Raw genomic sequence first — 23798 nt, forward strand, 5'->3', positions numbered from 1 at the left:
GAGTGCGGAGCCGGCTAAGCCACAAAAATTTAGGCACCTTTCGTATTCAAATAGAAAGGTGCCCTTTTAACTGCTATTTATTTTTAAGATACAGATTCCCATAAAGCTTATGACTTCTTCTTCGTTCTAGACTGAAAAAAGCTGACAGCTTCCAAAATAAATAATTTCTCCTGCTCACTCAGCATTGTCCAGTTTCCAGCTTTTATTTTCATTAGTAAGCCCTCCTCGATTTTTAATTCTCTCGTGACAAGGACATAGATGTAAAATTCTTACTTAACTATACCGCCTTTCTAGTCACTTGAAACAACAAAAGTTTTTGCAAATTCCGACACTTATTTTTGTAAAATAAAGACTAACCATCAGGGAAAATGGGGTATTAAGGGTCTTTTGCTATAATTTGAACCGTTATAGGACCCGTTTCTCCACAATTCTACCTATTTCCCAATATTTTGATTTTAAGTTAAAATAAAAGAATAATAGATAATATTTTTGGGGGATTCTTTATGGGCTATCGGGTACCGCTGCTGAGAGGGTTAAAGGAACCTTATATGATTTCACATCAGCTGAGAAAAGAGGAGAGACTATCAGGCTTATGGAAGCAGATTCTGCTGGTCATGCTGCTGAGTGCACTGATATTTGGACTCAGTGCTTACTTTGGCATTGGGAGTGAGCAGACATCAAAAAGTCTGACTGATATGTCCAGAAGCGAGTATGAGCTGTACAAGCTGTTCTTTGGCGGCGGACAAATCGTTTACGGCATCATCTATGCTGCCATGATCATTTTCGTACCCTCCCTGTTATTTTGGACGCTGGTTGATGTTGAATACAAAAAGCTGATAAGCATTCAGCTGATGGTTATGCTGATTCTCTTAATAGAAAAAGCTATTAACATCCCGCTCTTTCTTTTTCTCGGATTAAACAGTGAATCATCACTATTTTCATTCGGCGTCATTGCTCAGGCAGCCTCATTTCCAGATCTTTTGATCTACACGTTTTCCGCCATTACACTATTTAAAATCTGGACATTTGTCCTGCAATATAAGTACTTAAAAGCCGTTTCCGAAAGAAGCCCTCGCTTCCTTATATTCCTGCTGATCGGAACGCATCTGTTTTTCGTGATTGTCTCAGCGTTACTCTCATCCATTCAATTGGAAAAGTTAATTTAAGTGAGGGATCTTCTATGATGTGGAAAGTGAGATTGCTGATTATTGGTGTAACGCTTTTCCTGGCTTGCAATATTGCCCTGATTTTCCTGAAAAGTGATAAAATCGGCAGAACCTACTATATTGATGAATGGACGGCAGTGAAAAAACAGGACCTTCTTGAAACTATGCCAGCAAAGGGGGTTCTCGCTCCGAAGGAAGAGCATCACCTATACTATGAGAATACAACAGGCACATTTAAGGGATTTCTTGTAGAAAAAGGGGACGAGGTCCAGGCAGGAACAGGCTTATTCGAATACTCACCGGATGACATAGCCATGACGAAGGAAAATTTTCAGATAGAAAAAGAAAAACTGGAACGTGAACAAACTGGCATAGAAAGTCATATCAGAGATTTGGAAAGCATGCAGAGAACGCTTGCCCTTACACCTGCGGAAGAAGATGAACCCAATCCAAATGCATATATGATTCAAACGGTTGAGCGGGATATTGCTGAAAAGGAGCTGCAAGTCAGCAGGCTTGAAAGTGAAATCGAGAAGTATGAGGATTTGATGGAAGCCGCGGACGAAAGTCTTTCTAATCTGACGGTGGAAAGTGAAGTAGCGGGAACAGTCAAAAGCATTCAGAATGACCTTACCAATCCGGTTGTAACCATCATTTCGAATGAACAGAAAGTTGAAGGAATTTTTACCGAGCAGGAAATTCATAAAGCCGCAGAAGGAATGAAAGTATTCATCATTCCAAAAGGCAGCAGCAAAAAAATAGACGGTACCCTTGAAAAAATCATAAACTATCCAACATCAGAACCGCATGCGGAAACAGAAAGCCGCTATGAATTTACTATTAGCCTGAATGAATCACCTGAGTTTGAAAGTTTCCATGGAGAACACGTCGATTTGCGAATCGTTACAAATGAAGTGGAGAATACCATGACGGTTCCAGCCCAGGCGGTGAAGAAGGCGAAAAAAGGCACGTATACATATGCCATCCAGCAAAACGGCAGGCTTGAACGCAAGGTAATTGAAACAGGGCTGAAAATCGGACAGACCCAGGAAGTGAAAGAAGGGGTGGAAAAGGGGGAACTGGTTCTTCTCGATCGGCCGCCATTTCTCAAAACGGGCTTTCCATTCGCCACACCATTAGAAGTGGCAAAGCTTAAAAAGAAAGACTTAAAGGATTTAAGAAAGAAAGACATGCTGAAATACGCAGCAAGAGGACTTCTTTCCAGATAGAGAAAACCAGCAGCCATATATGCTGCTGGTTCTTTTATGCCTAATAATAAGGATCCTCGTTACCGGATCGGGCTCTGAACAGAATGCCGATAAACATAGCCACGGCTGTAACCAGCCATACAATCATAAAGGCTGAGCCAAGTGTAAAGGAGTTGCTCGCATAATTCATGCTTTGTTCGGTATAGACAATATACACTAGGGGGGCTGCATTCATAAGGAAAAAAACAATAATCGCAGCCAGCTTGCCCGGCGTCTGATGCTGGAACTTGGAATAAATTAAAAGAAGACTCATTAGTAATAAAGATAAGGACAAAAATGAAATAATGCCTACGATGTTCAATTGATCTCCTCCTTTAGACCCCGCTAGTTATAGTATTCTTCAAAATATATGTATATTCCTTCCAGAATATGAAGAAAGACACCTGTAAAAAGGTGTCCTAGTAAAATCTCTTAAATCCATCAAAATGTTTCTTCCAATACGAATTATCCAGACTGGAGACTTCAACACCTGATGAGCCGGCATGGATAAATTTATTATTTCCTACATAGAAACCTAAGTGTGAAATGCCTTTTTTATATGTATTCTCAAAAAATACTAAATCGCCAGGCTGCGGCGTATTCACGTAAAAAGAACGGCTGTAGTAGCCTTCTGAAGAGTAGCGTACCATTTTGGAGCCTGTCTGCTTTAGAACATAATAAATGAACCCGCTGCAGTCAAAACCTGAAGGAGTTTGGCCGCCCCATTGATAAGGGACACCAACATGCTTCTGGGCTTCAGCCAAAACCGACGCTGCTGCCCCGCTTGTCTGCTCATTATTGTCAGGCTTTCCGCTGGAAACAGATTCATTTGAATCCTTGTCTGCACTTAAGTTAAGCTTTTGTCCAATCAGGATTAAATCAGAGCTTAATTTATTCCACGCTTTAATCTGCTGAACAGTAGTCTTGTATTTAGCAGCAATGCCGCCTAGAGTATCCCCTTTTTTAACTATATATACCTCTGAGCTGCTGCCGTTTGCAGGGCTTGACGGTGCAGGTGCTGAACCTGCCTGCTCTCCGGTATCTCCTGTGGTATTACCAGCAGATTTTGAAACCTTAAAGACTTGTCCAGGGTAGATTAAGTGCGTGCTAAGGCCATTCCAGCTCATTAAATCTTTTAAACTAATTTTATGGCTTAAGGCAATTTTAGATAGAGTATCCCCGCTTTTAACGGTATAAGTTTTAGCCGTATTCGCTGGTGCAGGTGCTGTGGAGCCGCCTGATGGCTGATTGGATTCAGGCTTCTCTGCTGCTGCAGCCCCTGGTATTTCAAGTTTTTGATTGATTGATAGAAAATCGGAACTTAAATTATTGGCTTTTTTAATATCTGTAACAGTCGTTTTGTATTTGATAGCCAAATGAAACAGGGTATCCCCTTTTTTAACTGTATATGTATCGGCGGAAGCCTGAGAGGCAAAGGCAGAAGAGAGCATTGCTGCAGCAGCAATTGAGACAATCTGTTTTTTCACTTTTCCGAATCACTCCTTGGACATATTTTTGTACTATTTTACCACATATATCGTCCAAAAAGATCATATTTTTACATCATTATACAAAAAACTAACTATTATTTTACAATAATGAAGGACTGTCGACTTATGTCGAGGTGACTATTGGATGTTTCTGTCGAAAATTGCCACTTTACCACGTATATAGTCATTATATCGTTCATCTCTTTGAAGACGGAAAATATCAAGGGCCTGCTCCATATATTTTTTTGCCAAAACAAACTGTTCCTGGAGTTCATAATTAAATCCAATATGATAATGCAGATGTCCCAAAAGAAATAACTGATCCTTTTCTAAGCAGCTTTCGATGGCCTCATGGCAGAGCTTGGTAGAGCGATCATAATCCTTTAAGTCTGTATAGGTTTTGGCCGTATTATAAAGTAGCCTGCTTCGGACGGTTTCATCATTCAAATAGAGGATTCCCTCTAAATGATTCATTGCTTGAAGATAGATATCAAGGGCTTCCGTGTATCTTCCTGCTTCATATAGTAATATTCCTTTGCTATTTAAAATCTCGATTTCCCTTTCACTCCACACCTTCTCAAATGTCAAATTGATGGCTCTATCGATAAATGAAAGTGCCTGCTCGAGCTGGTGATCGACATGATATTTGTAAATTCCTTTATGCCAGAGGAGGTTCTGGAAATTTTTCTTGCTTGATGTAAAGAGGGGATTCTTTTCTTCGGATTTCACAATCTCTTTTATGAGGGGGTAATCAAGGTTGCGCCTGGCTATTCTAAGCTGGTTATTAACCTCCTGCACATAATCAAGCCTCGGGGTCGTTCCGTGCTCAAAAAAATAATTGATATCAACACCCAGCCTCTGTGAAATAAAATATAAAGTGGATGCCAAAGGAAGGACATCGCCTTTTTCAATTTTGCTGATTTGCGCCTGAGTACATATATCCTTTGCCAGGTCCTTTTGGGAAAAACCTGCTGCTTTTCTTAACTCTTTGATTTTTTTTCCAATTGCAGAGAAGTCCAAATGATACCCTCCTAAAAATATTCTTATAGTTATATTTACTATTGAAAATCCATATAAACAAGAGGTTTCTCTCTGAAACTCATAAAAAATGAGTAATTATCAATGATACATAGATTGCATATAAGTGTTTTAATAAAGATGAGAATTGCATTTAGGAGGAAACCCTAACTGCATCTGAAGTAACATCCTTTTTAATCTCCAATTTTTGCCGGTTCCATTTGAGGAAGCGGTTCTTTTTATTTTTTTAATTGGAAAAATATTGTCAAATGATAAAAAAAGAACTAGAATGTTGTCATAAGATTGCTAGGAAAATAGGAGGAGTAGAAAAGTTGCTGGACAATGAGGGTCATAAAACGATAAATGAACTTTTTTTGGAGATGCTTACAAAAGTATATGAAATCGGAGTTGGGGAAAAGGAAATGAGTGTAAACCAGCTTCTTTCAGAGATTGAAAATGACCTGAGAAAAATCGTGGGCAATTAACGAAATCAACTAGACACAGAATATGGATGTATACATAACCCTTTTATAGAAGGGTTTTTATTTTGTATATTAATAAATTCAATAAGCAGAATGCGGTAATTTATAAAATTTTTAATTAATGAAAGGATATTTGCCGGAAACATCGAATAATAATATAGTGGGGCTATTTTTAAAGTAGCTGCATAAATGTTTTTGTGCATATCAGTATATCTTTAAAGCATGCTCATCACAAACAGCATAGACTGATGCAGTTCCTGAACACTCCTGAAACTTTATTAAACGATATAATACCTTTTATGGTAAAATAATACTATTAATCATACTAAGTGAGGGAAAGCTGATGAATTTAAGTGAGTATTTAATTGGCGACAGCTTACAATCTTTTCGTCAGTATAAAGGGTTAAGTGTTAAGGAGCTGGCAGAGGGCATATGTTCTGAGGAAGAGCTTATTTCTTTTGAGAGAGAGAAAGCGTATCCAAGTCTGGAAACGCTGAATCAATTAGCAAATAAAATGAATATTGATCTTACGTACTTCTTTAATATTGCCTCGAAGTCTACCATAAATTATTCTACAGCTGTTATGCAAATTATTAATAAGCACAAGCGGAATTGGAATTATAAGGCCATCTATGAAATTGTTCAAAAGGAACTGGATAATCCCCTTTTTCAGCCTGTCATGCTGAAGCAATTCCTGGTCTGGCACCAGGGGATCTGCGTTTTTTATCTTGAAAATGATTTTGATAAAGCGATCCAATTATTGCACGGCGCTTTGGACCTTACAAATGAAAAAAGGGTCAACTTATCGGAAAGAGAAGTCGAAATATTAGCAAGCATCGCTATTTTATATAAAGATATGAATCTCTATGAGGAAGCCATATCGATGTTCAAAAAGGCACTTAATGATTTGGAAAAGCTGCCGCATATCCTTGAAAGCAGAGGGAAAGTCAGGATCCTATTTGGGTTATCCCAGGCCTTGACAGAGGTAGGGGAATTCCAGGAATCCCTTGTATATTGCCAAAAGGGAATTGATATTTGCATACATGAAGAAATCCAATATCTGTTTGCCAATCTGCACTATCAAAGCGGAGAGAATCATATAAAACTTGGCAATAAAGAAAAGGGAATAGAGTTTCTTCAAAAAGCTATTTATATCCTGAAGCTGCAAAAAAATGATAAATTTATCCAAATTGTCGAATCGGAAATGGAAAAATTACTCAATAAATGTTAATATAGAAATATTCAATAAATTATGAATGAGAGAGGAGTCAATGTCGTGAAAAAAATAATTTTGGCCGGAGCATTGGCATTAGGGGTAATTGGGGCTGGAGCATCTTTCGCAGGGAACCAGGAGGCTGGCATTCCATCAGAGCATAGTGTTGTCAAGCCTGTAGAGTTAGCTGGCATCCCATCAGAACATAGTGTTGGCAAAACGATTGAGTTAGCTGGTATTCCTTCCGAACATAGTCCGGCATATTCAACAATGGGCATTCCTTCTGAGCATTAATAATAGAGGTATTATCTAAAAGCGGGTAAATCCCGCTTTTTTATTTTTTGGCATGCAAACAACTCGAAAATTGTACTCTTTCAATTAAAAACTCCAAGTTCTATAAAAAAATTACCATAAATGGGAAAGTTATATTATAATTATAGTGCTATAATCCTATGACTATTTTCTTAAAGAAAGGGAGTTTTTAATGATTTGTTCTAATTGTTCTCATACAAATGAAGGAGGTAGGTTTTGTGAAAACTGTGGATCATCGCTAACTGGCGGGGGAAGGACTGAAAGTGCTGCTGCAGTAGAAAATACAGCTTCAAGTGCATTGTCCCCAGGTCAGTCTAATAAATACATAGAATCCACCAAAAATATTTCAAAAATGTATTTTGGGTACTTCATGGAGGTAATCAAAAAACCTTACGCAAGTTCACAAGCAGTAGGGTCAGAACATTTTATTAACGGCCTGATTACAATTCTCCTGTATTCTTTTCTAATTCCTCTAATGTTATATTTTGCTTTAAAGGGTATTTTGGCGGATATGAACAGTTTGAGCGCTGGTTTCTTTGGGGAAGAAATGCAAATTAATCCTCCTTTCACTGATGTTGTGATTAAGCCTGCATTTGCTTATGCGATTTTCATCATGTTAGTTGCTGTATTTACCTTTGCATCAATCAAACTCGGACGTATTAATGTATCTTTCAAGGAAGTTGTTGCCCGTTTTGGTTCTTTCTTAATACCTTTTGTTGCAATCTTGGCTATTGCCCTTATTATGTCAATTCTAAAAGTGAAATTGTTTTTCTTATTCTTACTCCTTGGTTTCGTGGGGTCAATTTTCATGGTTCCTCCTCTAGTCATTGCTTCTTTTAAAAAAAGCAATGTGGACGGAGTAGATGTAATCTATGGTTCCTTAATTACATATGTATTAACTTTTATTGCAATTGCCATTATGGGGGATATGCTATTTAATGCTCTGAAAGATGCTTTCTCTGATTTACTCGGATTATTTGGCGGTTTTTAATGAAGAAGAGCTTGGTCGATTGACCAAGCTCTTCTTCATATTATTCTGCTTCTAAATTAGTTAATACTAGTTCATTATCAGCATTATACACTGCTGTATATTTCCAATTATATTCTTTTGTATCGGAAGTGCCATCAGCGTAATTAATTTTGATTTTCTCCCAAGTATAAATAATAGTTTCGCTGCCCTCCTGGGAATAATTACTGACTTGATAGTCAAGCAGCTCCTCGGTTGTGCCTTTTTCACCCAATCTTTCTACAAGCGCCTTTTGGTCTTTATACAGCTGGCTGTCAGCTGCAAGATAGGGAGAGACGGAATCAAATTGATTGCTGTTAATGGCGGAAACCAATTGATTTAAGTAGTTGTCCATTAACTTGGTTACCTCTTCTGAAGTTCCCTCATTACTAGAGGCAGTCGCAGAAGCGGCAGTGGAATTTCCCCACTTAGTTACATATTCCTTGGGCTTCTTTTCTTTAAACTCTTTAATATGCTCATCATTAAAGCTCCAGGCAGAATATCTGCCGTCTACAAGCCATTTCTCAGCCTTATCATCAAAAACTAAAGTATAGTCCACATACTCTTCACTATTCTGCATATCTGGAGACTCACCTGCGTAATATTCATCAGATTGATACTTCTCATTTACAGACAGCTGCGCCTTCCATTTCCCCTCTTCAGAATAGACGGAAAAAGAGTTTAAATCAAAAGCAGAGCCTAAATATTTCCCTTTAAAACTTATATCATATTCCTTAGCTTCATCAACCTTTACCTGAAGACTATCCTTTTCAGAAGGAGAAGCGGCAGAGTATTTTTCTATATCTCCGCTCGTGTATGCTTCCAGTCGTTCTTTAGCTCCGGAAACAACTGTATCCATTAAGGTCTTTTGGAAGTTTTCATTGTTTGCTAAATTTATTTGTATTTCATTAGTATCAATTGGAATCTTCGCAGTTTTTATTTTTCCCCAAGGCAGTTCTGCTTCCACTTCGAGATTCATAGAACCATCAGTCAGTACAGGTCCGAATGTAGACTCTTGAAAGGGGTTAACCCCAACATCCTCACCATTAATAAATAGTTTCCCTTTAAGGCTGGTGGTATCATCACCATCAAAATAGACAGTGACGTCTTCACCCTCTAAGTACAAACCAATTGATTCCTTATTGTCAAAGCCGCTAAGTAATACTTCTTCCTCTGTTGTAAGCTCTACAAAGTCAGTTTTTAACTTGGCTTCAATCTTATAAATACCAGGAAGATAAGGTCCAAAAGTCTTTTCAAAATCAGCGTTTGAAGACTTTCCAACTTTCTTTCCATCCACGAATAATTCCGTGTCTTTATAATTAGTTGAAAGATTTAAATAGACAGATGGGATGTTAATCTCGAATTTATCATAGAAAAGTATTTTTCCATCCTTCTCAAGATTCACCATATTGTCTGGGGAAAATTCTTCAGCCATTGTCTGCTCGTTCTTGTTTGAATTATTCTGCTGCTCCATCAGTTTTGCTTGACTCTCAAGACCTTGTATAATCTCTTCTATTCGATCTGGGTTTTTCTCAATATAAGCAATAAATCCACTTACAGATTTTTCATTAATCTCCAGCTTTTTATCGTTAGAGGTCAGCAGCTTGGATATTGCCTTTTCGTCTTTTTCCAGCAGTGCATTTTCAAATTTTTCAATAAGCCTGTTATGTGAAGTCAATGCTTCTCCAGCTTTATATCCCCCAAAAAGAATGATGAGGGCAACGCCGGCCGCAGCTATAATTCTCTTTGTTTTTTTATCCATAGGTTTGGATTTTACAGAATTAGTGACTCTAGTGCTGGAATCTTGTTTCTGGTTTGAAGAATAACTAGTTCCGCATTCACCGCAGAACTGCGCTCCCTCCTTCAGCTGTTTACCGCATTCTTTACAATATTTCATATTGTACCCCCTGTTCCAACTCTCGTTGAAGTTTCAACTATCAAGAAAATCCTATTCAATAGAATAGGATTTTACAGCAAATATGTATTGATTAATCCTCTTTATCTTGCTCATTTGAGTATGAGATCATGCAACAATTTGTTTCTGAACCAATAAAGCTTTATCGTTGTCAGTGGCTGGCTCATATCCTTTTTCAATAAAGCTGACAACTGTTTTTTTATTAGTGGTCCAGCATTGAGCCAAGCCCCATATACCAAGTGTAATAGGATTTAAAAAGAACCACTTTGCCACTTCTCCCCACTGTCCTCTAAACATAGCGACCCAGCCGCCAAAGAAGAATGTAGTCCACGAAAATCCAACCTTCAGCTCTTTCACTACACCACCTTGGTTTTTCAATAATACTTTTGCCATTCTTTCACCTCCATACTTTTAGCTTCTAAAAAGATAATAGGTAATAATTACTAGACTATTATACCTAAATGTTTCTTGAGAAACTAGACTATTATGGAATTTTTTTAAACTTATGGAATTTAAATACTGACAGATAAAAGTTATTGTTTGAATGCCTTTTCAAGGGAAATAGCCTATAAACATAACAAGGGAGGTGAGCCATTTGAGTCATTTATTCAGAACGGTTGAGTATTTTGAACAAAAAATAAAAAAAGCGCCTTGCAAGAATTGTTTCACAGTTAGAAAAGGAAATTCGTTATGACTTCACATGCCACGATCGTATAAAAAAAGAATGCCTCGATAACCTCTTTAAAGTTTCAAAAAAACATTCAGTAGTTGTTTTAGATGACTTTCTTGACATATCACACTAATAATTCACCTTGCTTGTATTTGCCGCTGCTTATTAATCTTTCCAAGACAAAACTAATCAAGTATGCTGCAGCGGCAGGTTAAGCAGCTTTAGAACTTCAGCTTATCATTAAGTTAGAATAAATTTTATTTAGATAAATGGGTTAGGAATGGAATCGCTCTCAATATAAATGGTGAAATGCAGTAACGAGGGATTACCATGAAGAGATGGTTGATTTTACTTATTTCTATTCTATTCTTGGCAGTGCTGGGCGGATGCAATAAAGAAGTTAAGCCTCAAGACTGTTTTGCCCAGAGAGGAAGCAGCTGGCTGCTTCCCTTTTTGTTATCGTTCGCAGGCAATTTTGTCCTTATCCCGGTCTTTTGACTTGTTCGCATCGTAGAGTTTTGCTGATACATACGGTTTATATTTGGTTTTTCCGCCTTTATTTTTAATGCCCGCAGTCCGGGCTACTCCGCCTTTATAGTCCTTATTTAGCTCTGTGCAATTTTTATATGTCTTGATTTTGGCAGTTTTCGCGGAAGCTGCCGGGCTAAAAGACAGTGAGGCTAAAAGGCATAGTGTAATGATGGCTGATAACAATTTTTTCAAAATGATCCCTCCTAATTTCCTGAATCTGTAATAAATATAAATTGTTTTCATCAGAAGTTCAATGACAATTTAAATCTCTTAAATTGTTTATTGTAAAAAATAGGAACAGGAAATATAATATAGAAGTATTGAAAAAATGGTGAAATGAGGAAGATTATGAGGAAATTAGGCGTTTTTTTATCAGTTTTAGTCTTAATTTTCAGTTTGTTCAGCCCTGTCGCTTCAGCTCAGAGTCCAGAATTTGAGGAAGAATTTCAGCAGTATCTAAGTGACATTAGCGCAACTAGGGGTTTTGAAGTTACGAAGGAAGACATTGAAATGGTTCTTTCGATGTATGATGAATCTGTTGAAGATTATGATTCTGTACAAGAACTAAGTGATTCTCTTGGCGAAGTAATCAAAGCTGATTTAAGCAACATTCAATTTATCTATGATGATTATGAGTTAACTGAAGAGTCTTTAAGAAGCTTGCTTGCAGAATTTGGTGAGGAACTGGAAGATTACATTTTTGTCGGTGACCTTGAGGAAAGCGTGTTTTTCTATACGACAGATGAGTTTGTCGACGAGGATATGATCCTGGAACTATTAGAAGTTTTCAAAGCCGAGTTTGACTTAACAGATGAAGAGATTGAGAGATTGAAGAATCACCTCATTTCAATAGAAGATGACCTTTTGAGCCCTGAGACCATGGAGCGGATGGAGGAATTGTCTTATAGAATGATGGCTATTGGAGAGTTCGACGAGACAGGGGAACTGAGTTCCGAACAGATAGAGGAATTGCTGTCAATCTTTGATGAACTGCTATCCATTTATCAGGTAAAAGCAGAGTATACTCTGATTACGAAAGATACTGAAAAGAACCTGACCCTCCTTGAGCTTGTGAATATGAAGGAATTGATTAATGCCAAGCTGAAAATCAGCATTTATAATCTGGCCGGCGATTTCCTGGCAGATCTTATTATCACAGGTGAAATGTTTGATTCGGATTTAATTAAAGAAACAGGAAAAGATATTACAAATGCGGCCGAAAAAGTAGAAAAGGTGAAAAAGCCTTCTTCTGAAAACAAAACAGTAAAAGGCGGAAAGCTGCCAAATACAGCTTCAAACAATCTTATGTATGGGGTGCTTGGACTGCTGGGTATTATGATCGGCACGACATTATTCCGCAGAGTAAGGGAAAGATAATATGAGGCGGGAGAAAAGCCGAAAGAATAGAGAAGTCAGCCACAGAAAGCGGCTGCTTCTTCTTTTCTTTAGTTTGAGCTTAATTGTGCTGGGAGTTTGGTTTACAACGACAAGCGTCTATAAAGTTGGAAAAGGGTATATCTCTTATAAGATGAATGCGCCTGAACGAGAAATGGAGCTAAAAAAAGAAGTCTCTGCTGCGGTAAAAGTGGAAGAAGAAAAAGATGTTTTATATCCGGATAAACCGGAAATTGGAGAGGAAATCGGTGAGCTGTACATCCCGAAAATCAAATCCGTTCTGCCGATTATCCATGGAACAGATGAAGATGAGCTTGAAAAAGGCGTAGGGCATTATGCCGGCAGTGTGATGCCGGGGGAAAAAGATAACTCTGTCCTTTCCGGTCATAGAGATACGGTCTTCAGAAGGCTGGGTGAAGTAGGCGAAGGCGATATTCTGGAAGTAACCACAAAGGCCGGAACCTTTGAGTACCGTGTCAATAAAGTACGGATTGTGGATGCGGACGACAGGACAGTCATTGTCCCTAAACCGCGTGCCATGCTGACGGTTACAACCTGCTACCCATTTGATTTTATTGGTGATGCACCACAAAGATACATCCTGGTTGCCCATCTCGTATCCAAAAGATAAAGGGATATTCAGAGTCTCCTTAATAAGGGGGACTTTTTTTATAGAAAAAATTTTTTCACATTCCTATTTTTCGACATCCATTAGATAAATATCCCTATATAATATACATATTCTACTAATTTGAAAGTGAGTAGAGTGATAGAATTTGAATAGCGGAGGAAAAGAGATGAGTCAGTTTAAAAGTGTGATATGCCTGTTGCTGGTATTGCTTCTGGCATTCCAGCCCATCACAGTTTTGGGAGTGGAGAAAGAGAATACGGCCAAAGCCGGCCGTCTGAAGGAAACGATCCATAAAGAAGGAGCTCCGAAAAAGGTTAAAGAGGCCTCAAAAGATATTAAATCAGTAACAAAAGATGATTTTCCTTTAATGGAACCTGGCGATTATGCTGGTACATTACTGGATAGCTGGAATTCATTTCATCATATCTGGTTTGAAGGTGTCATGGAATATAACGATTCCAAAATGATGCTTGAATTCTATTATCAATCATCTGCTTATTATTCAAAAGATTCCATTGTCTCCCTTGAATTTTATGAAGAAGAAAATGACAGCTTTGCGTTCCTGGGGTCTGTAGACTATGATTTGTACGGTATTCAGAACGCTTATTTGGAGTCATATATTGATAAATCCTATTTTGCAGAACAGCCATACATTTATATGCGTATGGGTGTTTCTGAAAGTGTTTATTCAGAATACTATTCAGATGTCTTCTTGTTAAAAGTAAAAAATCCTTTCTATAAAGGTGAAGAGGAAGGATCCTCGAACAAATATACCATCATCAGCAATGAATCCGTTTTAGCGGATTCCTATCAAAGCACGGGGCAGTTCTCCATCAATAATGATAAATATGCTTCCAATAAAAAACTGAAGCAGGATGCATACAGACTGGATGTAAAGAAGCCCTTTGATGTGAGGAAGAATAGAGGGAAGCAGCTGGGAAGCTATAAAAGTAAAAGATCTGCTTATCAGCTGGGACAATCAAAGTATTTCTGGGTGTACGACTTTTCCTCCTATGCGGATTACCAGATAAATGCAACCCTGCTCTATTCCGGGTCAAAAGCGAATGTGTGGGTAAATAATAGCCAGCTGACACAAAAGCAGGCTGAAGATCTTGGCAAAGAGTTTGATGCAGGCATTCATCCCGTCATTACGAACCATTTCTCAGGTGAATCGGACGTAAATGGGGACGGGAAAATTAATATTCTTGCTTATGATATACAGGATGGATTTAATGGAAGCGGAGGTTATATAGCCGGATATTTCTATCCAGGGGACCTGTATAATATTCAGTATTCAAATCAATCAGAGATCTTCTATGTGGATACCTATCCGCTAATGGGAACTGGTGCAGCAAAAGATCCTTCAGCTTCCTATGAAACGCTGGCTCACGAATTTCAGCATATGGTCAACTTCAACCAGAATGTCTTTATTGAAGGCGATGAAGACGGCATGGATATCTGGCTTGATGAAGCCTTGGCCATGGCGGCAGAACAAGTGTACACAGGACAGCCGCTGACTGACAGAATTGATTATTACAACTATTCCAATTCAATTGCCAGAGGACACTCACTCCTGTATTGGGACTATGACGGCGACACGCTTGCTAACTATTCACTATCCTATTTATTTGGACAGTATGTAAAATATCAGGCGAACAAAGGCAATGCCATTTTTAAAGAAATTTTGAAGGATTCCAATAATGACTATAAGGCAGTAGAAAATGTCATGAAGAAATATGTGGATCCGTCACTTACATTCGGGAAAACGATGACAAATTTCCGTGGAGCGCTTCTTTTGAAGCAGCAGGACGGACAATATGGATTTAAAGGCGAGCAGGCTTTTAATGCGCTGCAGCCGCGGTTATATTCAGGAACATCTACCTATTTAAGGGGTGGCGGTGCTATTGTTACCCAGGCATCAAGCGAGATTCCAGTGGACAAAGGGGCGGATATTACATATACCTTTGTGGGTGAAGAAGAGGATACAACTGAGCCAGCGACACCTAAAGTAGATCCTGTAAGAGACTATGATAAAAAGGTGACAGGTCAGGCAGAAGCGGGCTCAATAGTGACCGTGAAAAAAGGCTCATCCGTCCTGGGCACGGCTGCAGCAGGAAGTGACGGAAAGTTTAGTGTAGCTTTAAAAGCTGCTGAAAAGGCAGGAACGGTCTTAACAATTACAGCCGCTGATAAAGCTGGCAATGTGAGTAAAGCGGCTAATGTGACGGTAATAGATAAAACAGCCCCGGCAGCGCCAAAGGCAGATCCTGTAAAAGATTATGACAAAAAGATAACTGGAAAAGCAGAAGCCGGTTCCAAAGTGGCAGTCAAAAAAGGAAGCAGTACACTCGGCACGGCGACTGCAGATAAGTCCGGAAAATTCACAGTAAGTTTAAAATCGGCTCAAAAAGCCGGCACAGTACTGAGTTTGACAGCGGCAGATAAAGCCGGTAATGTAAGCAAAACCACTAAAGTAACGGTAATAGATAAAACAGCTCCAGCCGCACCAAAAGTAAATTCAATGAAGGACTCTGATAAAAAAATTACAGGAACAGCAGAAGCAGGGTCCAGGATAACTGTGAAAAAAGGAAGCTCTATACTGGGTACAGCTACAGCTGCTAAAGATGGAAAGTTCACAGTCGCAATCAAATCGGCTCAAAAAGCTGGTACCGTTCTATATGTAACGGCAAAGGATAAGGCGGACAACACAAGCAAGGCAGCAAAAATCACGGTAAAGGACAAAACACCGCCTAAAACGCCTTCCGTTAATAAGGTCACATCTTCATCAACAAAAGTTACCGGAAAAGCTGAAGCTTATTCCACGGTATATGTTAAAGCTGGCACCAAAGTAATTGGTTCTGCTAAAGCGGCCAAATCAGGCAGCTTTTCTGTAAAGATAGCCAAACAGAAAACAGGAAAAATCCTTTATGTGTATGCTAAAGACAAGGCAGGCAATACCGGGAAGTCGGTAAAAATAACAGTGAAGAAGAGATAATAAATGAAAGGGGAAAGGCAGAGGCCTTTTCTCTTTTTTGTGTTCACTTTGATAGGAAAAAAACTGAAAGAAGTCTTCGGTGCGCGACCCTTGGTGAATAAAGATAACAGCATTGAAACATCCTATTTACAAACATTTGCTATAAATTAACAGAATCTTTACAGCGGTTCATCAGGCACATTGGTAGAATGAGGGTAAGCAGAATACCCGTAAGCCTTTTGATCAATTACTTGTAAAGAAAGGATTTTAAAGAATGTCGAAACGAAAGCTAGTACTCTCGGTTGTGACCGCATTTTTCATCGTTATCCTATTTGGAATCGTGATTATAGAGCCTGCTGAAATTTGGAATAGAATCAAACAAAACAGCGAAGAGCTTAAAGGTGGTTATTCCGACAGTGTGGTGTATGACGGCAATCATTATAAATTACTTCACCCTCTTGGTGAAAAGAACGGCACTCTCTATATTTCCCTGCCTGATTTAGAAGTTATTACATCAGTGAAAACAGTGGAAGAAGAGAATCAGCTTACCATTCGCTATGAAGATAAAAAGCTGACATATGACAATGGATTTATTCAAGAGTGCAGTCTGACAAAGGATAAGCTGTGCGGATATGAAATAATTGACGGCACAGCCTATATTCCTGAGGTGTCTGTCGAAAAATACCTAGGATTTCAAATGGGATTTTTTTATGATAAACAAACGAATACGGTCTCTATCAAGAGTCCGGAGGAGCAAGCAAAAAAGGCTCATGACCAGGAATTGGGCTCAACCATTTTTGTACATAAAGAAAATGTTCCTTCTGAAAAATATGAACCGAGAAGCGGGATTTACCTGGGCGGTTATGTTTTGCAGGATGAATATATCGATACAAGCATGAATACCTTCAACAAGCTTACAGGGAAAACACATGCTTCCTACTTCAAATATGTCGGATATGGAAAGCCGTTCCCTAAGGAGTGGGCTGAAGAGGTCATAGCAGCAGGCGGGTTCCCGCAGGTGGCATGGGAGCCGAATAACGGCCTGGAAGAAGTAAAGGATGATGAGTATTTAAGACAGTTCGCAAAGGATGCAGGTGAACTAAAGGTCCCGATTCTTTTGCGCTACGCCAGTGAAATGAATGGAACCTGGACGTTTTATTCCGGTCATTCCGAGCAATACATCGAGAAGTGGAAATTGGTCCATGATGTGATGGAGAAGGAAGCCCCTAACGTCATGATGCTCTGGAATGTCTTCACTATGCCGGAATCAACGATAGATGAATTCTATCCGGGTGATGAGTATGTCGACTATGTTGGCGTCAATATTTATAACGTCTTCTATCATAATGATAAGATCGAAGAAAAGTCAGATTTTGAAGACCCGCTGCGTTTATTGGACTATGTCTATAATACCTATAGCCATAAAAAACCGATTGTCATTGGAGAATTCGGGGTAACCAATTACACCGTGACAGATGGGAAGCATCATGATGAATTCGCTGTAGAAAAGATAACCCGGATGTATAAACACCTTCCTGAATTATATCCGCGCGTTAAATTTATTTACTATTTCGATGTGAATAATCTTGTGAATGCGCCGGAAGGCAGGAAAATCAATAATTATGCCATTACGGAGAAAAAAAGCATCCTGAATGCATATAAAGCCAATGTGAAAACAGATCAGTATCTATCAAAAGTGGAGGAAGATCCAACAAAGAGTGAGACTTATTCGTACAGGGATTTCTTCTTTTATTATGGTGGAGAGCTATATGTGGATTATAAGTTTGTAAGAGATTATTTAAACATGGATGTAAAAGAAAATAGCGGAAAATCAATGCAAGTTGCTTTCAATGGCAAAAGTATAGATGTGAAACAGGAGAGTTTGAAAATAGACAAAGCTGCCTTTTTTGAAAAAAGAGAGATTAAAGGCCTTCCGCTGGGGGAGATATTGGATTCTTTTGAAGTGGAGAATAAATTATTAGATGGAAATCTGCATATTCATATAACAAATTAGACTAAACCGGTTCGAACCGGCTTAGTCTAGATGACTACTCTTTATGGATAAAATACTCTATTAAATAGTCAGCCCATATACGATGGCCTTTTTTGCTTGGCTGGCTGTTGTCAGAGGATAGATACTCTTTCATTTCAGGATCATCCAGCTCTGGCCAGGCAGTCCAGTGATCCAGATAAGGGATCGAGTTTTCTTCACTATATTCCTTCAGCTCTTCCACATCTTTAGGATAGTAGATCGTATCGTATAGTGGATGAGGAGGCTGCAGGATAAACGTGCTGTCCGGATGTTTGCTTTTCACTTCAGCCATAACGTAAGCAAGGTTTTCCAGTCCTGCTTTCGTTCCAACTTCACCATTATCATTCAAGGTGAAAGGTTCAAAGAGAATCAAATCGCCAGGGTTGTTGAGAAGCTCTTCCATGTTTTGATTAACAAATTGATTTGAAGTCATGTCATAGGAAAGAGAATTAGTTTCAATTAGATCTTTCCCGTACGCAGACTGGAGCTCTGTCTTTAAAAGTTCCGGCCAGGAATCAGATCCTTCTCCAAGTGATTTAGATCCGAGGATGGTAATGGTAAAAGCACGTTGTTCATCCACCGCTTTTTCAAGCTGCTTCCGGCTGCTTTCCGGCCAGTTGGCTGCTAAACTGAATATTCTATCTCGTTCGGGATCGGCTGGTTCTGCAGATTCGCTTTCAGCTGCAGGCGGACTTTCTGGTCCAGCACTGCCAGCAATCTTTTTCTGCCAATGCAAATTTCCGGCTATTAATATAAAAACACAGCAGGCAGCCAATAAGAAGGTAATAAATGCTTTCATGTTGCTCCCTCCTAAGAAATATAAATACAGGTATGAATGCTTATATAATGATAAACTAGATTATCCCAAATTCCTACCATTTTTCAACATCTCTTGACAAGGTTCGACTAATAAGTTGTAATTCCTTCCAATATTACAAAAAGGCTACAAAAATGTTACAGTTTATGGTTAAAATAAGAGAGTCGCAGAAAAAGAGAGAGAAAAAAATCACGGAATCTTACATAATTCGGTGGTTTCTTTTATTTTTTGTCAGTATTAGCCAAAAAAGGTAAGAAACTGTGCTATAATATTTTTGTTTTACCTTTATCACTATACAGGAGGAAATCATGGAGGAAACAATCAGTCTGAAAGAATTGCTGCAAACCTTACGAAAAAGGCTGCTGCTGATTCTTTCCATAACTTTTGTTGCAGTATTAGTAAGCGGAATTGTCAGTTTTTATTTTTTAACCCCTATCTATCAATCTTCTACTCAGTTCTTAGTCAATCAGGCCAAAGACGATCAGCCAGTCTACAATCCGGGTGAAATTCAAACCAATCTGCAGCTGATCAATACCTACAATGTGATCATCAAAAGTCCAGCCATTCTGGATATTGTGAAAAATAATTTAGATTTGGATATGACTACTGAACAGTTGAATTCAAAAATTACAGTAGGGAGCCAGACAGAATCCCAAGTAGTAGCAATAACTGTTCAGGATGCGGATCCGAAAATGGCGGCTGATATTGCCAATACCACGGTAAGTGTATTCCAAAAAGAAATCAAAGAAATTATGAATGTCGATAATGTCAGTATCCTGGCAAAGGCGGAAGTAAATTCTTCACCAGTAAAGCCAAACCCATACCTGAACATTGCGATTGCCATGGTAGTCGGATTAATGGCTGGTGTAGGACTGGCGTTCCTGCTCGAGTATTTCGATAACACGGTCAAGGATGAACAAGATATAGAAAGAAATCTGGATCTTCCGGTACTTGGTGTGATATCCATTATTGATACGGCAAAGGTTCAAAGAGAAATAAGCAACAGAGCAGCGAGAAAAAGGGCGGGCGGTGAGAGTGTTGTTTAATAGGAGAAAAGGAAAAGTCAATACCAATAAAAGAAGTCTGATTACAATGCTAAGCCCTAAATCCCCTGTTTCTGAACAATATCGAACGGTCAGGACGAATATCCAATTTTCATCTGTAGACAAAGAGATACGCTCTATTTTAGTGACTTCATCAGGTCCTGGAGAAGGGAAATCTACCACTGTTTCTAATCTGGCTGTTGTCTTTGCCAATCAGGGCAAGAAGGTATTGCTGGTCGACGCTGACTTGCGCAAGCCAACTGCCCATTATACCTTTGATGTCAGCAATATGAATGGGCTGACAAATGTTTTGACGAAAAGTTCTTCTTTAGAAGATGCCGTTTCTCCTACAAAGGAGCCCAATTTGTATGTATTAGCAAGCGGCCCGATTCCGCCAAATCCTGCTGAGCTGCTTGGATCGAAGGCCATGGATGAATTCATTCAAGATGCCTATAAAGTATATGATGTCATTCTATTCGATACACCGCCCATTCTGGCTGTAGCGGATGCACAAATATTGTCCAATCATGTAGACGGCACTATTTTAGTAGTTTATAGCGGAGAAACCGAGATGGAAGCAGCCGGGAAAGCAAAAGAGCTGCTGCAGGCTGCAAAAGCAAAGCTTCTGGGAGCTGTGCTAAATCATAAGAAACTGCAGGATTCGCAATACTACTACTACTATGGTGGGAAATAACTAGATTCGACAAAATTCTGCAAAATACACCGGTTATCCTATAGGGAAATAGGTGCTATTATTAGAGAAGATCTGGTTAATTGACATAATGATGGAAAGAGGGATTGCGATGATTGACATACATTGTCATATCTTGCCTGGGGTAGATGATGGAGCCAAGCATATGAGTGAAACATTATCAATGGCAAAAAAGGCTGTCGAAGAAGGAATCGACACCATCATCGCAACCCCTCATCATAAGAATGGAAAATATGAAAATAGCAAAGCAGAAATAATCAAAAGTGTCAGAGAAGTAAATGAAGAACTTCAAAAAGAAGGAATTAACTTAAAGATACTGCCGGGACAAGAGCCGGCTATCCGTGGTGAGTTGATCGAAGACTACGAAAATGGCGGGATTTTGACCTTGTCAGAAACAAAGTATGTGTTTATCGAATTGCCATCTGGTTATGTGCCTGGTTATACGGAGAAGCTTCTATATGATGTGCAGATGAAGGGGTTAATACCGATCATCGTTCATCCGGAAAGAAATGCAGGATTTATCGAACGCCCTGAGCTGCTGTATCAGCTGATTAAAAATGGAGCGCTCAGCCAGGTAACTGCTGCGAGTGTGACAGGACATTTCGGGAAAAAGATTAAGAGTTTTACACATCAATTAATTGAATCGAATTTAACTCATTTTGTTGCATCGGATGCTCATAATCATAAAACCCGGCCATTTAAGATGGCTGAGGCATACGACAGCATTGAAGCAAAATATGGGGTAGATATGGTGTATCTATTTACTGAAAATGCAGCACTATTGGTTGAGAATATGAATGTGATGAAAGAGATTCCAGAGCGGGTTCAGCGGAAAAAGTTTTTAGGATTATTCTAACTCACAAAAAAATGACCCTTCCTAATTTTTGGGCGGGTTCAATTTTATACTTGGTATAGTCGAAAAGTATTATAAAATACCAAATGATGGCGATGTCTCCTTGCCTTTATCAATGGAGACACTCGATAATGCTGTGGGAGATTCATTCTCCTTAGCCCCTGTGGCCAATTAGCATTAGGTGAGGACGGGTTAGATGCCCAAATGTCTAATAGCAGATAAATACTTAATGAAAGTATAGGTGTCATGACACATGTATTTCCATTAGGTATTTATTTTTGGGAAAAATTACTCTGGTGGGTATTTGTGATAGATGTAAAGTCCTTAAATGGAAGGGGATATTTAATTGACGTATCAAAAGAGACTGACCTTTTTGGTGCTATTGGATTCATTGATTGTTTTATCAGCTATTTATGTAAGTGTAATGACACTTCACCCGACGCTTGCCTGGCTCGAATCGGAATTTTTGCTGGTGAGTGCGATTACACTTCTTTTCAGCCATCATTTGTATGCATCCATGTACAGGCTTTATAACAAAGCCTGGGAATATGCGAGTGTGGGAGAACTTGTTGCGATTGTAAAGGCTGTTAGTCTTTCGATCATGACAACAGGTATTATTCAGCTGCTGTTAATTGGGGATATTTACTTTAGAGCCCTGATGCTTGCCTGGATGATGCATGTGTTATTAATCGGCGGGTCACGTTTTTCATGGAGGGTGTACCGGGATCGATATATTAAAGGTACGGTTGAACAAAAACGCGCACTCATTATCGGCGCGGGTGCTGCAGGAACGATGCTGGCAAGGCAGCTATTGAAAAACGGCGATACAGAAATTAAACCAGTTGCGTTTATTGATGATGACCCGAAAAAGTATAAATTACATATACTTGGTCTGCCGGTAGTAGGAGATTCCAAGCATATTGCCGATTCAGTTGAAACGCTTAATATTGATAAAATTGTTATTGCGATTCCTTCCCTTAGCAAGGAAGAAATGCAGCGGATTTTTGAGGAATGTTCTGGTACGAAAGCAAAGACAGTCATCATGCCGATGATTGAGGATGTCATGCTGGGCAATGTATCAGTTAATCAGTTCCGTGATGTTGAGGTAGAGGACCTCTTGGGCCGTGAGCCTGTTAAGCTGGATATTGAAAGTATTTCGGAAAAGCTGACTGGAAGAACGGTTCTAGTCACTGGTGCAGGCGGATCGATTGGCTCGGAAATCTGCCGGCAGGTATGCAAGTTCCAGCCAAAGAAGCTTCTTCTGTTAGGGCATGGAGAGAACTCGATCTATCTGATTGATATGGAGCTTCGGAATAAACATAAGAATGAATTAGAGATTGTGCCAGTGATTGCGGATATTCAGGATCGGACTCGCATTTTTGAAGTGATGGAGAATCATAAACCTGATGTTGTGTATCATGCGGCTGCTCATAAGCATGTTCCTTTAATGGAGTACAACCCTAAAGAGGCAGTGAAGAACAATGTGCTTGGGACGAAGAATGTGGCGGAAGCTGCTGACACCTTTGGTGTTGGGACGTTTGTGCTGGTTTCTTCTGATAAGGCGGTTAACCCTACGAATGTGATGGGATCGACGAAGCGGATTGCGGAGATGGTTATTCAAGAATTGGATAAGCATAGTACTACAAAGTTTGTGGCTGTTCGGTTTGGGAATGTGCTTGGCAGCCGCGGAAGTGTTATTCCGTTGTTTAAGAAGCAGATTCAGGCTGGCGGGCCGGTAACGGTTACGCATCCGGATATGACTAGGTATTTTATGACGATACCGGAGGCTTCGCGGCTTGTGATGCAAGCGGGTGCGTTGGCTCGCGGTGGAGAGGTTTTTGTACTGGATATGGGTGAGCCGGTTAAGATTGTGGATTTGGCTAAGAACTTGATAACCCTTTCTGGTTATTCGGAAGAGGAAATTGGTATTCGGTTCTCTGGGATTCGCCCTGGGGAGAAGATGTATGAGGAATTGCTTGGGGAGAATGAGGTTCATAAGGAAGCGGTGTTTCCGAAGATTTTTATTGGGAAGGCAGTGCTTGAGCAAGAGGATGAGGTTCATTACTTGATTGATAGGTTTGATGGGATGTCTACAAATGAAATTAGTGAATTTGTTTTGAATTTGGCTAATAAGAGGAAGAATAAAATATTCTCATATTCTAAATGAGCAAAATGTTTAGGATAAATATATTTTGTTAGAATAGGCTCTTGCTCATATATCAAACAAGATATGAGAAAGGGCTTATATTAGGAATTGGTATCTGGTGCTTCAATGGTCTTGGATACGAACAA

General features: G+C 39.3%; 21 protein-coding genes. 14 read left to right on the top strand and 7 right to left on the bottom strand.

Annotated features, from left to right (window positions below; genetic code table 11):
• The first annotated feature begins 503 nt into the window (after positions 1-503).
• Positions 504-1166 carry a hypothetical protein gene (locus AC3WTL_RS13725; RefSeq protein WP_222499395.1) on the top strand — a complete coding sequence of 221 codons (663 nt, stop codon included), beginning with the start codon at positions 504-506 and terminating at the stop codon, positions 1164-1166.
• 14 nt (positions 1167-1180) lie between these two features.
• Positions 1181-2395 (top strand): efflux RND transporter periplasmic adaptor subunit, encoded by a 1215-nt coding sequence (locus AC3WTL_RS13730; RefSeq protein WP_492369554.1) that lies wholly within the window; start codon positions 1181-1183, stop codon positions 2393-2395.
• A gap of 40 nt (positions 2396-2435) precedes the next feature.
• On the opposite strand, the gene AC3WTL_RS13735 is transcribed toward AC3WTL_RS13730, so the two are convergent.
• The 3 genes from AC3WTL_RS13735 to AC3WTL_RS13745 all read right to left on the bottom strand — a co-directional run bounded on the left by AC3WTL_RS13735 (position 2436) and on the right by AC3WTL_RS13745 (position 4923).
• Positions 2436-2735, bottom strand: a complete 300-nt coding sequence (locus AC3WTL_RS13735; protein WP_492369555.1) for a hypothetical protein — start codon at positions 2733-2735, stop codon at positions 2436-2438.
• 97 nt (positions 2736-2832) lie between these two features.
• Positions 2833-3900: a LysM peptidoglycan-binding domain-containing protein gene (locus AC3WTL_RS13740; RefSeq protein WP_492369556.1), complete on the bottom strand. Its 1068-nt coding sequence runs from the start codon at positions 3898-3900 to the stop codon at positions 2833-2835.
• A gap of 141 nt (positions 3901-4041) precedes the next feature.
• Positions 4042-4923 (bottom strand): helix-turn-helix domain-containing protein, encoded by an 882-nt coding sequence (locus AC3WTL_RS13745; RefSeq protein ID WP_262174992.1) that lies wholly within the window; start codon positions 4921-4923, stop codon positions 4042-4044.
• Positions 4924-5252: 329 nt separating this feature from the next.
• Between AC3WTL_RS13745 and AC3WTL_RS13750 the strand changes: the two genes are divergently transcribed.
• The 4 genes from AC3WTL_RS13750 (at position 5253) to AC3WTL_RS13765 (ending at position 7918) form a co-directional block, all read left to right on the top strand.
• Positions 5253-5405: a YwzD family small protein gene (locus tag AC3WTL_RS13750; RefSeq protein WP_492369557.1), complete on the top strand. Its 153-nt coding sequence runs from the start codon at positions 5253-5255 to the stop codon at positions 5403-5405.
• A gap of 340 nt (positions 5406-5745) precedes the next feature.
• Entirely contained in the window at positions 5746-6633 is an 888-nt protein-coding gene (locus AC3WTL_RS13755; RefSeq protein ID WP_197246664.1) for a helix-turn-helix domain-containing protein, read from the top strand.
• A gap of 45 nt (positions 6634-6678) precedes the next feature.
• Positions 6679-6909 (top strand): hypothetical protein, encoded by a 231-nt coding sequence (locus AC3WTL_RS13760; RefSeq protein ID WP_492369558.1) that lies wholly within the window; start codon positions 6679-6681, stop codon positions 6907-6909.
• Between the two features lie 190 nt (positions 6910-7099).
• Positions 7100-7918, top strand: coding sequence for a DUF6574 domain-containing protein (locus AC3WTL_RS13765; RefSeq protein ID WP_197246666.1), 819 nt, complete (start codon positions 7100-7102; stop codon positions 7916-7918).
• Positions 7919-7958: 40 nt separating this feature from the next.
• On the opposite strand, the gene AC3WTL_RS13770 is transcribed toward AC3WTL_RS13765, so the two are convergent.
• The 3 genes from AC3WTL_RS13770 to AC3WTL_RS13780 all read right to left on the bottom strand — a co-directional run bounded on the left by AC3WTL_RS13770 (position 7959) and on the right by AC3WTL_RS13780 (position 11232).
• Positions 7959-9830 (bottom strand): zinc ribbon domain-containing protein, encoded by a 1872-nt coding sequence (locus AC3WTL_RS13770; protein ID WP_492369559.1) that lies wholly within the window; start codon positions 9828-9830, stop codon positions 7959-7961.
• Positions 9831-9956: 126 nt separating this feature from the next.
• Entirely contained in the window at positions 9957-10241 is a 285-nt protein-coding gene (locus tag AC3WTL_RS13775) for a DUF2628 domain-containing protein (RefSeq protein ID WP_197246670.1), read from the bottom strand.
• A 733-nt stretch (positions 10242-10974) separates the two neighbouring features.
• Entirely contained in the window at positions 10975-11232 is a 258-nt protein-coding gene (locus AC3WTL_RS13780; RefSeq protein WP_457990198.1) for an excalibur calcium-binding domain-containing protein, read from the bottom strand.
• Between the two features lie 165 nt (positions 11233-11397).
• Between AC3WTL_RS13780 and AC3WTL_RS13785 the strand changes: the two genes are divergently transcribed.
• The 4 genes from AC3WTL_RS13785 (at position 11398) to AC3WTL_RS13800 (ending at position 18063) form a co-directional block, all read left to right on the top strand.
• Positions 11398-12426, top strand: coding sequence for a processed acidic surface protein (locus AC3WTL_RS13785; RefSeq protein ID WP_222499411.1), 1029 nt, complete (start codon positions 11398-11400; stop codon positions 12424-12426).
• Between the two features lies 1 nt (position 12427).
• Positions 12428-13075, top strand: coding sequence for a class D sortase, LPxTATN-specific (gene srtD, locus AC3WTL_RS13790; protein ID WP_258751324.1), 648 nt, complete (start codon positions 12428-12430; stop codon positions 13073-13075).
• Between the two features lie 166 nt (positions 13076-13241).
• The gene (locus tag AC3WTL_RS13795; protein WP_492369560.1) at positions 13242-16070 is read left to right on the top strand and encodes an Ig-like domain-containing protein; all 2829 of its coding nucleotides are present in this window, start codon (positions 13242-13244) and stop codon (positions 16068-16070) included.
• Positions 16071-16323: 253 nt separating this feature from the next.
• Positions 16324-18063: a glycoside hydrolase family 26 protein gene (locus tag AC3WTL_RS13800; protein ID WP_492369561.1), complete on the top strand. Its 1740-nt coding sequence runs from the start codon at positions 16324-16326 to the stop codon at positions 18061-18063.
• 34 nt (positions 18064-18097) lie between these two features.
• On the opposite strand, the gene AC3WTL_RS13805 is transcribed toward AC3WTL_RS13800, so the two are convergent.
• Positions 18098-18880: an SGNH/GDSL hydrolase family protein gene (locus AC3WTL_RS13805; RefSeq protein ID WP_492369562.1), complete on the bottom strand. Its 783-nt coding sequence runs from the start codon at positions 18878-18880 to the stop codon at positions 18098-18100.
• A gap of 326 nt (positions 18881-19206) precedes the next feature.
• Between AC3WTL_RS13805 and AC3WTL_RS13810 the strand changes: the two genes are divergently transcribed.
• The 4 genes from AC3WTL_RS13810 to AC3WTL_RS13825 all read left to right on the top strand — a co-directional run bounded on the left by AC3WTL_RS13810 (position 19207) and on the right by AC3WTL_RS13825 (position 23673).
• The gene (locus AC3WTL_RS13810) at positions 19207-19944 is read left to right on the top strand and encodes a YveK family protein (protein ID WP_492369563.1); all 738 of its coding nucleotides are present in this window, start codon (positions 19207-19209) and stop codon (positions 19942-19944) included.
• A gap of 46 nt (positions 19945-19990) precedes the next feature.
• Positions 19991-20635, top strand: coding sequence for a CpsD/CapB family tyrosine-protein kinase (locus AC3WTL_RS13815; protein ID WP_492369654.1), 645 nt, complete (start codon positions 19991-19993; stop codon positions 20633-20635).
• Between the two features lie 109 nt (positions 20636-20744).
• Positions 20745-21509 (top strand): tyrosine-protein phosphatase, encoded by a 765-nt coding sequence (locus AC3WTL_RS13820; protein WP_492369564.1) that lies wholly within the window; start codon positions 20745-20747, stop codon positions 21507-21509.
• A 343-nt stretch (positions 21510-21852) separates the two neighbouring features.
• Positions 21853-23673 (top strand): polysaccharide biosynthesis protein, encoded by a 1821-nt coding sequence (locus tag AC3WTL_RS13825; protein WP_492369565.1) that lies wholly within the window; start codon positions 21853-21855, stop codon positions 23671-23673.
• Positions 23674-23798 lie beyond the last annotated feature (125 nt).

The organism is Cytobacillus sp. EB106-05-05-XG126, from assembly GCF_058791715.1.

Excerpts from the sequence above, each read along its gene's own strand:
- AC3WTL_RS13775 (WP_197246670.1), bottom strand. The coding sequence starts at position 10,241 with ATGGCAAAAGTATTATTGAAAAACCAAGGTGGTGTAGTGAAAGAGCTG.
- AC3WTL_RS13810 (WP_492369563.1), top strand. The coding sequence starts at position 19,207 with ATGGAGGAAACAATCAGTCTGAAAGAATTGCTGCAAACCTTACGAAAA.
- AC3WTL_RS13785 (WP_222499411.1), top strand. The coding sequence starts at position 11,398 with ATGAGGAAATTAGGCGTTTTTTTATCAGTTTTAGTCTTAATTTTCAGT.
- srtD (WP_258751324.1), top strand. The coding sequence starts at position 12,428 with ATGAGGCGGGAGAAAAGCCGAAAGAATAGAGAAGTCAGCCACAGAAAG.
- AC3WTL_RS13820 (WP_492369564.1), top strand. The coding sequence starts at position 20,745 with ATGATTGACATACATTGTCATATCTTGCCTGGGGTAGATGATGGAGCC.
- AC3WTL_RS13805 (WP_492369562.1), bottom strand. The coding sequence starts at position 18,880 with ATGAAAGCATTTATTACCTTCTTATTGGCTGCCTGCTGTGTTTTTATA.
- AC3WTL_RS13765 (WP_197246666.1), top strand. The coding sequence starts at position 7,100 with ATGATTTGTTCTAATTGTTCTCATACAAATGAAGGAGGTAGGTTTTGT.
- AC3WTL_RS13800 (WP_492369561.1), top strand. The coding sequence starts at position 16,324 with ATGTCGAAACGAAAGCTAGTACTCTCGGTTGTGACCGCATTTTTCATC.
- AC3WTL_RS13730 (WP_492369554.1), top strand. The coding sequence starts at position 1,181 with ATGATGTGGAAAGTGAGATTGCTGATTATTGGTGTAACGCTTTTCCTG.
- AC3WTL_RS13725 (WP_222499395.1), top strand. The coding sequence starts at position 504 with ATGGGCTATCGGGTACCGCTGCTGAGAGGGTTAAAGGAACCTTATATG.
- AC3WTL_RS13770 (WP_492369559.1), bottom strand. The coding sequence starts at position 9,830 with ATGAAATATTGTAAAGAATGCGGTAAACAGCTGAAGGAGGGAGCGCAG.
- AC3WTL_RS13815 (WP_492369654.1), top strand. The coding sequence starts at position 19,991 with ATGCTAAGCCCTAAATCCCCTGTTTCTGAACAATATCGAACGGTCAGG.
- AC3WTL_RS13755 (WP_197246664.1), top strand. The coding sequence starts at position 5,746 with ATGAATTTAAGTGAGTATTTAATTGGCGACAGCTTACAATCTTTTCGT.
- AC3WTL_RS13795 (WP_492369560.1), top strand. The coding sequence starts at position 13,242 with ATGAGTCAGTTTAAAAGTGTGATATGCCTGTTGCTGGTATTGCTTCTG.